11 protein-coding genes are annotated in these 15,315 nt (G+C 55.8%); 2 read left to right on the top strand and 9 right to left on the bottom strand.

All coding sequences use genetic code 11. The features are described from left to right. Positions 1 to 93 precede the first annotated feature (93 nt). From FNZ07_RS13640 to FNZ07_RS13630, 3 genes are all read right to left on the bottom strand, one after another. The gene (locus FNZ07_RS13640) at positions 94 to 1,935 is read right to left on the bottom strand and encodes a VanW family protein (RefSeq protein WP_091019288.1); all 1,842 of its coding nucleotides are present in this window, start codon (positions 1,933 to 1,935) and stop codon (positions 94 to 96) included. A gap of 31 nt (positions 1,936 to 1,966) precedes the next feature. Continuing rightward, on the bottom strand, positions 1,967 to 2,809 hold the full coding sequence (locus tag FNZ07_RS13635) for a hypothetical protein (RefSeq protein WP_091019286.1): 843 nt from the start codon (positions 2,807 to 2,809) through the stop codon (positions 1,967 to 1,969). Between the two features lie 175 nt (positions 2,810 to 2,984). Next, the gene (locus tag FNZ07_RS13630) at positions 2,985 to 3,323 is read right to left on the bottom strand and encodes a hypothetical protein (protein WP_091019284.1); all 339 of its coding nucleotides are present in this window, start codon (positions 3,321 to 3,323) and stop codon (positions 2,985 to 2,987) included. Positions 3,324 to 3,874: 551 nt separating this feature from the next. Here FNZ07_RS13630 and tssF point away from each other — a divergent pair. Further along, the gene (gene tssF / locus FNZ07_RS13625) at positions 3,875 to 5,686 is read left to right on the top strand and encodes a type VI secretion system baseplate subunit TssF (RefSeq protein ID WP_091019282.1); all 1,812 of its coding nucleotides are present in this window, start codon (positions 3,875 to 3,877) and stop codon (positions 5,684 to 5,686) included. A gap of 26 nt (positions 5,687 to 5,712) precedes the next feature. Then, on the top strand, positions 5,713 to 7,014 hold the full coding sequence (locus tag FNZ07_RS13620; RefSeq protein ID WP_091019280.1) for a rhomboid family intramembrane serine protease: 1,302 nt from the start codon (positions 5,713 to 5,715) through the stop codon (positions 7,012 to 7,014). A 240-nt stretch (positions 7,015 to 7,254) separates the two neighbouring features. On the opposite strand, the gene FNZ07_RS13615 is transcribed toward FNZ07_RS13620, so the two are convergent. Genes FNZ07_RS13615 through FNZ07_RS13590 form a run of 6 tightly spaced genes read right to left on the bottom strand, consistent with a single transcriptional unit; the run spans position 7,255 to position 15,298 of the window. Continuing rightward, positions 7,255 to 7,815, bottom strand: coding sequence for a hypothetical protein (locus FNZ07_RS13615; RefSeq protein WP_143098172.1), 561 nt, complete (start codon positions 7,813 to 7,815; stop codon positions 7,255 to 7,257). Positions 7,816 to 7,868: 53 nt separating this feature from the next. After that, a complete protein-coding gene (locus FNZ07_RS13610; protein WP_091019277.1) occupies positions 7,869 to 8,120 on the bottom strand; it encodes a PAAR domain-containing protein in 252 nt (83 codons plus the stop codon). 34 nt (positions 8,121 to 8,154) lie between these two features. After that, positions 8,155 to 8,892 carry a putative type VI secretion system effector gene (locus FNZ07_RS13605; RefSeq protein WP_091019274.1) on the bottom strand — a complete coding sequence of 246 codons (738 nt, stop codon included), beginning with the start codon at positions 8,890 to 8,892 and terminating at the stop codon, positions 8,155 to 8,157. Further along, positions 8,889 to 11,738 carry a T6SS effector BTH_I2691 family protein gene (locus tag FNZ07_RS13600; RefSeq protein ID WP_091019271.1) on the bottom strand — a complete coding sequence of 950 codons (2,850 nt, stop codon included), beginning with the start codon at positions 11,736 to 11,738 and terminating at the stop codon, positions 8,889 to 8,891. Before FNZ07_RS13600 ends, FNZ07_RS13605 begins: the two co-directional genes overlap by 4 nt. Positions 11,739 to 11,783: 45 nt before the next feature. Beyond that, positions 11,784 to 12,755 carry a DUF4123 domain-containing protein gene (locus tag FNZ07_RS13595; protein WP_091019269.1) on the bottom strand — a complete coding sequence of 324 codons (972 nt, stop codon included), beginning with the start codon at positions 12,753 to 12,755 and terminating at the stop codon, positions 11,784 to 11,786. 5 nt (positions 12,756 to 12,760) lie between these two features. Then, positions 12,761 to 15,298 (bottom strand): type VI secretion system Vgr family protein, encoded by a 2,538-nt coding sequence (locus FNZ07_RS13590; protein ID WP_091019267.1) that lies wholly within the window; start codon positions 15,296 to 15,298, stop codon positions 12,761 to 12,763. Between the last annotated feature and the right edge of the window lie 17 nt (positions 15,299 to 15,315).

Below are 15,315 nucleotides of genomic sequence, written 5' to 3'. Positions count from 1 at the left end.
TCGTTTCCGCGTTCTGAACGCGATGCGGGCGTAGGCAAGAATTCGAAATTAGCCTATAGCAGCAGATACCTAAGGTGTCGACGATCCCGCGGATCATTTCGACGTTGCCACCTTGCAGTTGCTTTGTTGTTCGAACAGCACGGCAAGCAATGCAACCCGCAGAGCAGCGGCATCACCTGAAGGAACCTCAGTGACGCCGCGCACACGGCTCAATCCGCACGCAGGTGTAGCGATCACCGGCACACCCGCGGCAAGCGCACGCAACGCAGCGCGCGGTGCATGCTCGACGTAGGCGGGCAACACCGCGACGCGCGCGTGCTGCGCCCAGTCGCTGCGGTAGCCGGAGTACTCGACATCGATGCCGTGCCATAGCGTTGCATCGTCGGACGGTGTACCGAGGATGCGCAAGCGGCACGGCAAACCGCGCAGCGCGTCGGCCAGTTCATAGGCACCCTTACGCGCCAGCGCACTGGCGACAAAGACGACTAGCAGCCGACTACCGACTTCGCGATGAACATCGTGTGGCGACGGCTGTATCGCCGGCAGATGCCAGTCGAGTTCGACGACTTCTGGCGCCTCCATCGCACGCATGAACGATGCAACGTCTGCATGCGGTGTGACGATCCGGCGCGCGTGACGCAATGCTTCGAGTTCGGCCCGCGCAACGAGCGGATCGACGCGAAAATCGCGCAAGCTTTCCGCGCCGCTCGAAACATTCGATGTAGTCGCGCGATCAAGACGCCGTTCGATTTCCGCCATCGGTAGCGCCGGCATCAGTACGTCGTACATGCGGCCGCCCAACACACCCGCGAGCTGCAGATGCGGCAGCAATGCCTGGTCGATCAGCAGTTCCGCGTGTTCGGCGCGCAGTTGCTGTGCATACGCTTGTGCGAGCCACCGCTGTCCGGCGATCAGGCTCGCTTGACGACGCCCCTGGCGTCGCGCGCACAGACGCTGCCAGATCGTGCGTCGCACGCTTGCTGCGTAGAGGCGAAGTAGACGCAGATCTTCAGGCGGCGGCCCCCAATCCGGAGCTGCCGGTTTGCGCCAGAAGCGGGCCGGCACCGGCGAATAGCGATCGGCCGTTGAGTGATGCCCGGCGACGTATTGCGCGAACTCCGGCGTCCACGCATCCAGCAGCAACGCACATCGCCCCTGCACGTTACGCAGGACCGGCCGATGGCGAAAGCACGCGGTTTCGTCGCACGTGAGGCAGTTGCGAGCGGCCGCTGGAGCCGGTTCGATTCTCTGCCACGCGCGGGGCGACGGTGGAGCAGCCCGAGCATGCGCGTCCGCTTCACCGCGAAGACGCAGCACGAACTCGCGATCGGTCAACTCGATCTCGATACGCCACGCAGCGGGACTGCGTACCCGCAGATCGACGTAGTTCCAGAATACGGTCGCGTCGATATCCGCATGACCTGTGGCATCCGCGCGATGCAGACGAACGGAGTGGCCGTGCCGCTCGACGAGTTCAAGACCGGCACGCTGCGCGCAAGTGGCAAGCGCGTTGGTGATCTGGCAGAGGCCTCCGCCGATTGTCGGCACAACGCAACCCGCTCGCACTTCGCGACCCACCACATAGCCGCGTGAAGCGAGCGGTCGTCCGACTTGCTGCCAGAAGCTGAGACAGCCACCGGCAGGCACGACGACGGAATCGAACGCGGCGCGTGCGACCCGCAGGTTCTGCACTTTTCCCGCGATCAGGGCGAAGTCTTGGTCATGTCCGTTGCTCCACAGTGGCTCGCGCACTTCCGCTAGCAGCGCGGCATCGGCGAGTGTGTCGCTAGCAGGCCAACGACGCAGCGACGGATCGCGCAGGTTGCGCCAGATCCGCCGCAGACGCAGTCCCCACGCGCGTACCCAGAACGCCGCCGCGTCGCGACGGGTCGGCGTTTGCCACGATGCGGGCGTGAGCGGAGGGGGTGATTTCATTCAAGGTGCGGCGCAGCGAACGTCTCGGGATTCAGGTCGTGCCCAGGAGTGTGCTGGCGAAACGTCGGTACACCCAAGCAGAACACGCGGCACCTAACGCGATTGCGAAAAGTACCCATAGGGCTTCTACGACTGACAGACAAACCAGGATTGAATCTCCTATCCCGTAGCCGAGCAGAATCGCGATAGATACTCCCTTGAATACGGCATATACGATCAAGATCACGAACATCGGTAGGCCAGTCAGCAGATAAGTCAGTGCGATCTTCCAGACATGACCTCTGGTATCGCGCCATGCGGCGCGCCACAACACTCGCCCTCCGGTGGCCACATGACACAACAGCACGCTGAGCCTGATCGAGACCAACAGGCCGATAACGAACAGTGGCAGCAAGACTGCGGACCAGGCGAGATCGGTGCCGTGGTCCGCGAGGAAACCTTGATCCGTAGATCTACCGAGCGACAGCATGAGCACCAACGCGTTAAAGCCAGCGCCCGTAGCAACCACGAAGAGAAGCCAGAGCAGCAGACTCAAGCCGATGAATTTCCAGAACGGCTTGTTGAAGAAAACCGCAGACCTGGCGGCATCGGCGCCGAGAACGGTATATCGCTGGACCTGCATCGATAAACCGGCGAAAGCGCAAAGCTGGGTGAGGGAAAGTATTCCGGTCAGCAGGTAAATGGTCCATGTTCCATAGGCGGCTATGGCCATCACCTCTGGTGACGAGACAAAAAGCGTCAACGCGTTTTGCACGTAGCTAGCCATCAACAGAAGAATAAATATGATGAAGACGACCAGAGGCCTGCAGCGAAGCGCTGATGCTGCGTCTTTCCAGGCACCTGTGAAGCATCGTCCGATCGTTATTGATTCCATCGTGGTCCCCAATTTGTGGCGCTGGTTGGTGCCGGGTGGTGCTCTTTGTGTGTTTGTTGTCTGTTATCGGTGTCGGTGTCGGCCAATGTGTGTGTGCCGGCGCACCGGTCATCGCCTTGACGGTGATGAGTGGATTGGGATTTGACGTTGTTCGTTTGTTCGTTCGATCGATCGTTTAAATCGACGAGAATACGACCGTCGGGATTTCGTCGATGTGTGTGAAGCTGCGAAAGAACCTGTATGTTCTGCCGCCGATTTCAATCAGGTTCGGTCCCGCCTGCGTCGCGTCGAGGATTTCGGTTGCGAGCGTTGCTGAAATCGTTCCGCGTCGCTTTAAATCTTCTCGTGGGCCTGATGGGTCGCCTATGTAGAGCGTGGCGGTGTCGGGGGCGTGACGCATTACCGCGAGGCTCGCGCCTGCGTCGAGTGATAGCTCGAGATACTCCGCTAATGTTCGCAGCGCCTCAGACACGGGGGTCTGCTGGTTGGTGTTCGCCCCGGATGCGTTTGTCATGTTTTCCTCCGTCGCGTTGAGTAGCGGCTGACGGACAGTCTATCCGACTGTCGGCGGCGGTAGTTGAACTTGCGTTGATAGTGCGGGTCGGGAAATCGTGATTTGGGACCTCCGCATCGTCTTTACTGCATCGAGTCTCCCGGACGATTCGTCTCGCAGAGTCGGCGTTCACTGTTTCACTGTTACTGCTCTCCGGCGTGCCACTACGCGGTAGTGGCCGCCGGAGGACACATGGGATGCGGCATAGTCAGCGCCGGTTGATCCGGGCGAGCTGTGTCATTGGGATGCTGTCGCTGTCGTCGGCTACCATCACGCGAATGGGCCTGTCAGGAATTTCGTGTTTAAGGCATAACTTGCTCCCAAGGAGAGACTATGCTTCGCAAACCGAAAATCAAACCGGTGGATCTCCCGGCAATTCCGGCTGATCTGCTTGAACCATAAAACAGATACCCCTAATGAGATACCATGGGCGTAATATGAATACCGTTTGTTAGTCCACGCTGCTATTGGCTATTAAATTGCCACAGATTTTTGGGCATCCAGAAAATTGTATGGACGACCTGCTTCTCCAATACTACGAAAAAGAACTGGGACTGTTGCGACGCTCGACGCGAACCTTCGCAACTGGACATCCTAAAATTGCTGCGCGGCTGGCAATGTCGGGGGACCACTCTGACGATCCTCACGTCGAAAGGTTACTTCAATCGGCTGCCTTGCTCGCAGCTCATCTCGACGTAAAACTCGAAAACGAATACCCCGAGTTCACCGAGCCGTTGCTGGAAGTGCTCTATCCGGAGTATTTGCGCCCCATCCCATCCTGTTCGATTGCCTTCTTTCAAGGCGATTCGGTATTCGATGAGCTGACTCAACCCATCACCGTCGAGAGGGGAACCCAATTACTCGCCCAAACGGGAAATTGTCGCTTCCAAACCGTATACGACGTCACGTTATCTCCGCTGCGAATCGCGAAGGCACGTTATGCGGCCACCGTATTGGCTCCTGCTGACGTTTTACTACCGATGGATACGAACGGTATCTTATCGATCACATTCGCAGCGGGTTCAGACGCAGCTTTTCCTGACATGTCAGTACCTCGAAATCTACGAATTTATCTGGATGGACAACCGGAAGTCGTCGCGGCACTGACGGATGCGCTGTTCCTCAATGTCGCGTCAGCCTTTGTCGAAGCGGATCATCACGGTCGGTGGAAACCCCTCTCACGCGTTCCAGTCAGGCCCGTTGGTATCGATGAAGACCCGATCATTCCAAATGGCTCGCCGACCGCATTTTCATTGCTGACGGAATACCTTACGTTCCCGGGCAAATTCAACTTCATCGACGTCGATTTCTCGATGATTGCGCGCAAAGCCGAACCGTCCAGGCAACTGACCTTGCATCTGGCCATTCGCGATACGCGGGGGGCGGCCTTCTCGCCGGCGCTGAATGAAATCGGCGAGGCAAACTTCAAGCTGCACTGCACGCCGATCGTCAACCTTTTTAGACAGAAGGCAGTACCGATCAAGATAGACGGCCGCTCCACGCCATATCCCGTTCTACCGAGAACCAGGAATCAATCCGCCGTCGAGGTGTATGCAATAGACAAAGTACATGCGGTTGGCGGGGCTTTGAACGAAGCCGTCATTCTCCCGTACTACGAGTTGACGCACAGTAGTGCGCCTCGACTACATATTCCGCATTGGATCATGAGCCAGAGTGAATCCAGCATCGATCAAGGCGAGGGTTACGAAGCCGGGCTCTCGATAGTCAGGTCTGACGGCAACCCCACTATCCCCGATACGGATCAGCTGACACTTGATGTGATCTGCACCGATCGCAATCTACCGAGCGCAATGCCGTTCGGGGCATCGAGCGGCGACCTCTTGAATGAGACGGGATCGTTGCCCTGCAAAATTTCCTTGCTCTCTCGTCCGACGGAACGAGTCCGACTGCCACGTCGCGATGGGTCGTTATGGCGTTTGATCGAATTTTTGACGCCACACCCACTTCAACTCAGCGACACCGGGCTCGACGAATTGAAGCGCCTGTTTCGCCAGTTCACAACTGGTTCGTCTGCGCGCGCGGTGTACTTTGACGGCTTGATCGCGCTGACGCAGCGCGCCAGCGCAAGATGGGTTCCGATGAAACCAAGTCCAAGGTTCGTACGCGGTATCGAACTTATATTGACGGTTGACGAGCAGATGTTCGTCTCCAATAGTCTCGGTATATTCATTGCTGTGATGGACCGGTTTTTTGCACGTTATGCTCCTGCCAACAGTTTTGTGCAACTGGTCGTTGTTGCAAAAGACACGAAACACGAAATTCAGCGTTGCCCGTTGCGACAGGGCACGACTGCGCTGCTTTGAATTCGAATTCCCGATCGGATAACCCAATGACGAAGCCAACACTGCGCTCTATCGGTTCATCGATTTGCTCAACGCGAGTGACAATCCTGCTGATTCTGGTCAATATCGCCGTCTTTGCCGTTGCCGCGATACTCGATCCAAATGCATTCGATCATCTCGACCAGGAGACATTTCTACTCGACTGGGGTGCCAACCTTCCACCACTCACACTTTCCGGTGAGTACTGGCGCCTTGGCAGCGCGATGTTCCTGCACATTGGTTTTGTACATCTGGCAGTCAACATGATCGCGCTGTGGACTATCGGACGAGATCTTGAACGGATGATGTGGTGGCCCGCCTTTCTTGCGCTTTATCTGATCTCGGGCCTGGCGGGTGGTCTTACGAGTACGCTGTGGCATCGCCATGACCTCATGCTGAGTTGCGGCGCGTCCGGCGCGATTCTTGGGCTTGTTGGTGCGGCTCTCGCATACAGGCTACTCGGCGCGAAGACTCTCCCGGTCAAGGATCTGCTGATAAGTCTTGCGCTGACGATCTGTGCCGGTGTGGTATTCAACGTGGACAACGTGGCCCACGCCGGCGGCATCGTGACCGGCTTCGTCCTTGGCCTGATCGTCCGGCTAGCCATGCGAGAAGGCTATACCTTGTTCTCGGCAGCTCTTATCTCCGGCGTTTTTGCCGGATCCGCATTGATGATTGGCGTAGTCTGTTCGAAGAGCTACGACGCCGACATGTCGATCCAGTTGAAATCAGCCGAGCTGTCGACGGTACTTGATGACCTTGGCATAGGCGACGTCACCCACGCGTACTATGGTGCAATATCGATGAATGGCTGCACTGCAGACGCATTGAAGGCTTCAACCTCACCCGAAAAAATCACCAGCCTGAAAGGCTGCAGCTACCCCGTAACCGATGAGGTTAAGTGGCTTTCACGTTACCTGCGCCCGCGCTATGCACGCTGCGCGGTTCTCGCTTCCGACCTGAAAACTACGTTTACCGCGCCTTCGGACTTACAGGCGTTGAATATTGTCGAACGCTTTTGCAACCGCGAGCTTCAGCTCTATAACGTGGTGTTCGACGGATCTACCAGTGCGTTCGATCCAGACCGCACGGCGCAAGCCTCAGCCGATATGCGGACTTTGTATCACAACGCCTTTTTGCTTAAGCCCGAGTACAACGATACAGACCCCGAACCTCTGACCCCCGACTCGCCTGTGATACCCCTTGCCACCTCGACTGCTTTTCGTGCAATTCAGGACAGGGCGGGCGAGCAAAGTCAGGCGATCATTCATGCATCTCCGTGCCCGTACTGGACGTGTGATCGAATGTAATTCGGCATGCAAATATCATGGGGTAGTGACCTGCTACGAGGCCTTTTCCGCTAACGCGTAGCGACATCGGATCTCCGCAGTAGTTTCGTATGCGCGGGGAGAATCGCCGCGTAGTGGCAACGAAGATTGCGGAATGCGTTCGGAGGGGGTGATGCGAGCGAAACGCAGCGCCGATGCCGCGACGTTTCGGAGCAATGGCACCGAGCCGTCTCCGCACCAGAAGCCCCGGAACTCACATCACTATTCACTCACCTTCAAATCTGAAATCTCGACCAAATAGGACGGACTGGTCATTGAATCTCGCTCCGTCAAGCTAATCTCACTCGGATCGTCTGTGCCCATGTTGGCGGCAAATTTCCCTGAAAATCTAACTTTGGAGCCAACCGATAAATGTGACAGTTCTTTTGAGAGCGCTGTACTGGAGGTGATATTATTTTCTGAATATTTTGTTCCACTATCACTCGTAATTACAATATCTGCATTCGGGTAATCATCAGTCGTATTTATTTCGGTGATACGACCTGCCCACTCGTTTATTTCGATTCCGTGATCTTTCCAAAATTTCTTCGTTTTCTCATCAGCTTGCTTATATATGACTGTTTTTTCCGATTGATGCTGTGCAGATGTATAGCTGCTTGTTAACGACAACCTAGTTTGTTCAAACGTTGCCTGAAGTGCCTGTGATACAGCGACTTCAGTTGATTTATTCGTCGTCTCACTAGTGGTCGTATCATTGTCATGCTGCGAGCAACCTAGAAGGAAAACAAACCCCAGAAGAAGCAGTTTCGCCGAAGTTTTCATTAAGTTTCCTTCCCTTTTTCATGCATTTGTTGATTTCCAAAAAACAGTGCATATCAAACGAGGCTCGATATTAGATGGCAGCCACATGTAGCGCAGTGGCCATGACGAGCGATCGGAATGCCATTATCGGTCAACGATTCGTCGCCCTCGGTGATGAGGTTCGGTTTGACGTCAGGATGCTTGGGACACGATACTTCGTCACCTTTCCGAGCCACAAAGCGACCATCAAAACGCATAACTGATGACCCCGTGATCACCTTACCCTCGTGGTCAGTGTCATCGCCGACGCGAATCAGATCTATCATGATCGAGAGCTATTCAATTGAGCAAGACATGAAATTAGTAGCGGAAATACAATACACCCAAAGGACCTGGATCATCTGATTTTTTGCTCTTCTTTGTGATCGCTGGCAAATCAATGTTCCGGACATCCTTCCAACCAAAACCATTGAAAATTCCCTCGGCAAGACGAACAAAGCCCATGAATTTTCTGGAGATACGAATTCCAATAAAACCGAAAATCACTGCAGTCACACCTCCTGCAATCAGACACCCAAACATCAGATTCTCTAGCGGCATGCTGTTTTTTACAACAGCAATAATCCCCATAATTAAATAAGATAACCCTAGAAATGGCAGAAAAATCTTCATCCACCATCTCAACGACGCGCGATAGTGCGCATACCTTCCCCTACTGCAATGTGGATGAAGCGCGACAATTTTGTCACTGGTACGACGTATCCCATATCCTTGCCATGTATTGCCCCATTGTTCTGCAACAACCTCCACCTCATCATCCTCGCTGAACACGGACAACCAGACCCAAGCCTTGATACGTTGACCATCCAGATCGAACTCGAGCAGATCTGCCTCCTCGGTTGTATCCATGGCCATGCCAGCCAAGCCGGTAGCAATACCACCGAGTCCGGCCAGCCCCGCCGCAATCGCGGTCGCGCCCATCCTCGCCCGATCCTCATCTGTAAAGAAAAAGTCCTGGCTTCTGCGCGTCTTGCGCAAATTGTTGATCCGTCCACGTAATAGTTGTGCAGTCGGCACTGACGGAATCTCAATAGTCACTCGGAGCCCTCACTTGCCTGGAGACCCACCGCCGCTAAGGCTTTCTCGAACTCTTCGTGTTGCTTACCTGCTTCGCCCGGTGGATATTTTGAAGATTTGCCAAAGGCACACTTTTCAAGCCAAGTCTGCAAATCGTTATCCGAAAAATACCAGATCAGTAGCTGAATTACCGTAAGGACTACGGCAACTTCCCATCCTGCGAGGTAAAGCATACATCTACCAAGAAGCAGCAATGCAGCACGTTCACCGACCACCGCACCTACCTCTTCTGCACCGACACCGACCGCCAATCGGCCTGCCACACCTGCAGCAGCTTCCCGGTCGGCTACAGACAGCGCCGTCTTCGCCAGCACTTCCGATCTCTCCGCTGCCCCTACGATAGCTCCTCTAACGTTACCCAACCAGGCAACCCCACGCCCGCCAGTCATACGTGCAATTAGAGGAGCGGCTGACGATAGCGCGGTAAGTAAATTTGCCGCCGCGGATAACAACCCCAAGAATCCCTTAACGAAATAGGCAGACATCAACGCGTATCTATCGTCAGCACCAGCGTCATAAGATTTCGAAAAATCTATAACCGATCCAATCCCAGAGGCGATACCACTAAAGACGCCTGTAACTGCCTTAAGATTGGCGAGGGTCCCCGCTGCTTCCTTGGCCATCGCCGCCATGGCTTTCGCTGCCGGTTGCAGACATGCCGAAGCTGATGAGAATCCACTGGCGACAAGCATCGCGTAGTCTTCGCGGGTTTTGTCGGCCTTCATCAGAGCGGCTCCGAAACAGAACAGCTCGATGATCATGAGCGTACTGCCGATACGAATACCAGTCGCCGCTTCCGCCCCCTCACCAGTCAATCTGACAGCGTTCCATTTTGCCCTTACCGCTTTCCCTTTATCGTTTTCGGCTAAGGACTCCAATGTCTGCGCGTAGGCCTCTGCTGCCTTAACTCCTTTGCTACGCAATGCGCGATACCCATTCTCCAGCTCAAGGCGCAGCGCAGGATCCGCCTTCGCTGACTCTTTGATCAAGCCGATCGTATCCGCTTGTGGGATCCCCACTCGTATCAGCAACGCGCCCTGGATCAGGCGTGCTCCAACACGGTCAGCGAATTTACCGTATCCCGTCCATTTGAACAGACCTTCTGTGATGGAGATAACGAACCGATCTACCTGTATCTTCTTCAGTGCTTCTTCGGTAGCCGAGATAGCAAATGTATGCTCCTTGACCTCGCCCATCTTTTCGCGGAATTCAACAAAGGTCTTTAATTTCTCAAGCTGCTTGGCGACCTTTTCTGCCACCTCCGACGCCTCTTCCCAAACAGTCGCCTTGTACGAAGTCGCGGCCGTCAAGAGCTCCTTTATCTCAGCCTTTGGCTCACTCTGGTTATAGGCAAACGCACGCCAAACCAGAGAACCAGCCGCCGTTGCATCCATGTTGTTGACCAGATCCTCCACCACCTTTGCGCCGGTTTCCTCTGAAGGCAGACCTGTGATAGCTTCCGCAATCACCGCCTCGAAAGCGATACCGTCCGGCAAATTGTCTTCGCGATAGTCATGCAGCGTCGCCAGAAACAACGGTGCCTTTAGCCAGACCTCAACATCAGAGGCACGTCTAGCCTGCAGCTGTTTTACCGCCGTGCGAAGAGATTTGAACCATATCTTGAAGTTGTTGTATTTGGGCTGATCTAGTTTTTTCAGATATTTTGGCCAAGCCTCCTCACCAATCTTCTTCGCCTCCTGCGGACTAATCTCACCCGCTTCCGCAATACGTTTGTCAGATGCGGCCTGCTGTTCGGGGCTCACAAACGTCATCACGCCATATCCAGCTCCCGGCTGGTTAGCCATGTTCTCAAAGCCCGCCTGAAGCGCCGAGCGCCACCAACTCTTGGATGCAACAGCCCCGTTGCGTACCGCAATGTCTGCTGCCTCAATCGATTGCATGGCGTCGAGCTGTGTGGCTCGCTCTCGCACATAAACACCCAGCATGCTCGCCGCATCGTTGCGAAAGCCATTCAGCTCATGAACATTGCCAACGCTATCCCACAGTGCCAGCAGCATTGGCGGATAGTGTTTGTTTTTCCCAATCTCGCCGACATTGTTCATCAACGTGACCAGTTCGACGCTCGCCGATGCAGGTGTCGCCTGACGGATATGCAGCGGATAACGCGTAGCTTCGCGCCTTACGTGCGTCGGGTCATATTCACCGGTGACCTTGGACATCGGGTCATTTTTTGAGTCATTGACCGGTTGCAGCACCTTTGGATAAAAACCGGGCATGTACTCGATGACGGCGTCGATCGTCTGTTCGGTCGCGACAGTGGCATGTCCTTCTTTGCACTGGCCGCTCGCGATCCACTTCGACGGTTCGATCCATTGCATCCGCTGGATGCGTAGAGCTTCTTTCTGGGCATACAGCTTGAACGTGTCCTTATGCCAGGCATACTCAGAAAATGCAATATAGACACGGTCGGTGCATTTCTCCGGCTTCTCGATCGCAATGATGTCCATCGGCACGGCGATACTTTTCTGCGCGCACGCCGGATCTGTTTTTGGAACCAGCGGCAGCGGCAGCGTCTGTTTCCATAAACGGCCATCCTCGGTGATCTTGTAGGCTTCCCAATAGTTGCTGCCGCGCGGCCCGACAACATAAAAGAGATAGAGCCAGCCCTCACGCACCGTACGTAGCCCGTAGCGATGCTCCTTGATCTCGACGTCCGTTACCCCCTTCCCGTGGATACCACCAGGCAGGATCGGCGCACCAAGTGTCGGCAAGACGGTATAGCGTACAGGCAGTATCGGCAGACCAGTTTTCTTGCAGTTCTCACATGATTTTTCGACGGTCGCCATACATTCTCTTCTTATCTGAATAGTGGACTGAATTGCAGAACCAGATCACCGGTCTGGAGAGACGGTTTTTTCATCGAGCCATGATCCGCTCTGGATCTCTGCGATCTCTTCGAGAGACAGCGCACTGATAGCTCCCGTATAGAAATCATCTTCCGACAATTGCCGCAACATCTGATTCACCTTGGGATATCGATCGAACTGCGGATGCCAGGTCAATGCATGACCGATGAAGGCAACCTTGTCATCGGGATCCACAAGCCACACATCCGCGCGCGCAGCACTGGCAACAGCGGTTTCCACTTCCTGCGGCAACGGCTGACGCTCCATCGCTTCCATGTGAAGCCCTAACGCCCTGTTCACGAATCCGTGGCGGTGAATGGATTGCCATTGTTCACGCGTGAGCGCCAAGTCACTTTGTAGTGCCCGGTGAGCCGTATAGACACACGGTCTTGCAGACGCATCGAGCGCATGCCACGCAATCACCGGCCCCAGCAAAACCTGTTGCTGCCCGGAGGACAGGATCGGCCAGATCAAACTGAGTGCGCGTGCGTCGTAGAACCGGAGAACGCATTTCCGGTCGAGATCATCTGTCTGCAACACGTGCTGCGCCCAGTAGGCTGCTAGCGCCTGCGCCGATACGGTGCTGGCCAGCCACGCGCCGATGCGCTGACCTTGCCCTTGAGCGACACGTTCGGGATCCCGATCATCGAATGCCAGACGGACGCTCTCCGACAACAGGGTCACCCCCACCTTCGTCGACAGATCGAGTTCCATCAGATACGGACGATGTTCCACTGGAAACGCGTCGTGGTCGATTTTGATTGCAGCGACGGGCTGCTCACTAAAAAGCACACCTGCTTGCGGGCGATCGCGTAGTGCCCGTTGGCCCGGGTCGACTGCCAGCAGACAATGTGTCTCAGGATGCGCGGCGAAATACGCACGCAACACGTTGACCATCCGGTCCACACGTACGGACAGGTCTTCGTCTAAACCACTTTCGTTGGATGGAAGAGCCATGTTTTTCAACCCAGAACAACACTGGACGCACTGTTAGCCGAAGCCGAGGCATTACGCCACGAGCACCCCTTGTCAACGCTGGAGATCGGCGCAGGCACCCGCATCGTCGATGCGCCTGGCTTGTCCCACGACGCGCACTTCTCGAGGATATGACCGTCTGTACCGTTCTCGATCAAGCCCGGGCCGATCTTGATATAGGAGCCGCCCGCGCCAATCCACACTTCTTTTTCAGCGGTCAGAATCAGTTTGCCGTTCGAACTCGCGATAGTGAGATCCTTTAGCGAAGTCAGTTTCATTTCGTCGCTTTGCGCCTGAATCTCGACCGCACCCTTCGCAGCAAACAACTTCATCCCGGCGTTCTGCACGAACAGGCTAATCTTCTCAGTGACGCTCGCGATCAGCGACTTTCCCGCCGTGATATGCGTACTTTGCCCACTGACCACGCTGACGTGCTGGTTTGCCGTCAATTGGGCCGAATCTTGTGTCGATAAACCGAGGCCTGCGGGGCTCGCTGCCAACATGATCGGAGTCGAGAACCCGTTTGCGTTTCCAGTACCGCCACCTGCTGTGCGGCCCCCGCCGGACCCGCTGGCACCTGACACGCTGTACTGCGTAGCTTCGGAAAATTTCTTCAGCGCGTTCTGGCTGTCTTCCAGACTCTCCGCCTTGTTCGCGGTACTCGCCTCAGACATCCGCTCCACCAGCATTTCCGCGCTGACAAGTTGATCCCGTGCCTGCCTCACATCCAGCGGCTGATCCGCAGACGTGGGATGCGACGAAACATACAGTCCCTGCGCCGCCCGAATCGCACCATATGCCGACGACTTCAGATCGAAGCCGCTACCCAGATAGGCCCCTCGAGTGTTATCGGTGTGCTGAATCAGATAACCCAGATGCAAATGCGACTGTGAGCTCGTCGTATAAAGCTGAACGCGATTTTGTCCCGTGGCATCGTCCATCACGAGCTGGTTGTAGCCGGTGCCGCCGTATTCTTTAGACCGGTGCCCCGACAACAGACCGTTAGCGTTCCAGATTGGCTTGGTCGTGCCCCCGTGCATCCTCGACAGAATCACGGGACGGTCACAATCGCCCGACATGAAGCCCACGATGACCTCGTCGCCCTTACGAAGGGGATATGTACCGCCGCGCTGTGATCCAGCGTCCGGGAAAGCCGAGCGCACCCAAACCGATGCCGCCTCATCGCCATCGTTGCGGCGATTCCAAGGAAACAGCACCTTCACCCGGTTCAACTCGTCCGTATAAATTTCTTCCGATCCCGCGATCACGGCGGGGTGCAGATGCATGACCGGCTTCTTGTGCTCGAACGCAAGCCGGAATGGCACACGCCGGCGCTGGAACTCAAGCTCGACCTGAAAGAATCCTTCATTGCCGTCAGGATGTCGCACCACCGAGCCGGCTTTACCTTCGGACACCTGCTTGACTTCAGCCTGAAGACTCTTCGGAAAATCGTTTGCTGCGCCAACACCCGGTACGTTGTTTCGGATCGTCCAGGTCGTTGCCAGAATCGCCAGTTCCCGATCTTCCTGCGAACCTGCGTCGAGAACCGGATGCCCAGAGATCGAACACCAACGGCCCGGCATCGCGCAACGCAATCCACCCACGCCGTAAATACGTTTGGCTCGAGATGCCCATCCCTCCGTCCAGGCCATCGCAGCATCATCGCCCTGATCTCTGCCCGACCAGGAATATGCCCCCGTGAATTGGTACACCTCGCCTTGACCCGGTAACTCATCCAGGTTGTGCGCCGAGCCATTGACGCGTTTTTGCAGATCCATCCGCTTGTAATCTGCCGAGCTCGTCGCGAGGCTCGCACTCTGGATGCGCTGCTCTTCGCGCAGATGCGTGAGGCCGTTCACCTCGTCATCGGTTCCAGCGCGACTGAACTGCACAGTCTGCTGGTCCAGCGGCGGCGCAAAATACAGGTCATCCATCACCACCAGCCTGTGCGACTTGCCGTCCTTCGCATATTCAAAGCGACCAAACACACCGGCCTCTTCCATACTTCTTTGGACGAAGTTCCAGTCATACTCCCACTGGACGCGGTTCGAATATGACCGCATCGGCTGGCGCAGGTCGAAGCGAAAAGCGCCTTGCGCCTGAGGATGTTGATTAAAGACATCCGACAGAATGTCGTCACCGCTTTTTTCCTGCCAGTCACGCATGTCTCGGCGCAGGCGCAGGAACACCATCCACGATGACAATCGCAACTGATAATAAGTTAGCGGCCCATCCGATCCCAGACGGTCAAACTTGTGTACGTAGCCGTGGAACGGCAGATAACTGCCATCATGCTGCTGTATCCATAACGTAACCGGCTGTGCGATCAACGATTTGAGCGTGATCGAGCTGCCCCGTGCAGACACCACATCGACAACAAACTCCGTATCGCGACCCAGCTGGCCATGACCTTTTGCCTGCAGCGGCAATAGCCAGTCAACGCCGAGCGGCGTATCGAGCTTGATCAGTCGGTTGTATTGCGGGCTGCCGCTGCGCAGCGTGTTGTATAGCGTCTGTGCGGCCATGCTGTCTGTCCCCGGTG

This window comes from Paraburkholderia megapolitana, from assembly GCF_007556815.1.
Lineage (GTDB): Bacteria > Pseudomonadota > Gammaproteobacteria > Burkholderiales > Burkholderiaceae > Paraburkholderia > Paraburkholderia megapolitana.
The sequence above is the reverse complement of the archived record's forward strand: the minus strand, read 5'-3'. Positions and strand labels throughout refer to the sequence as shown.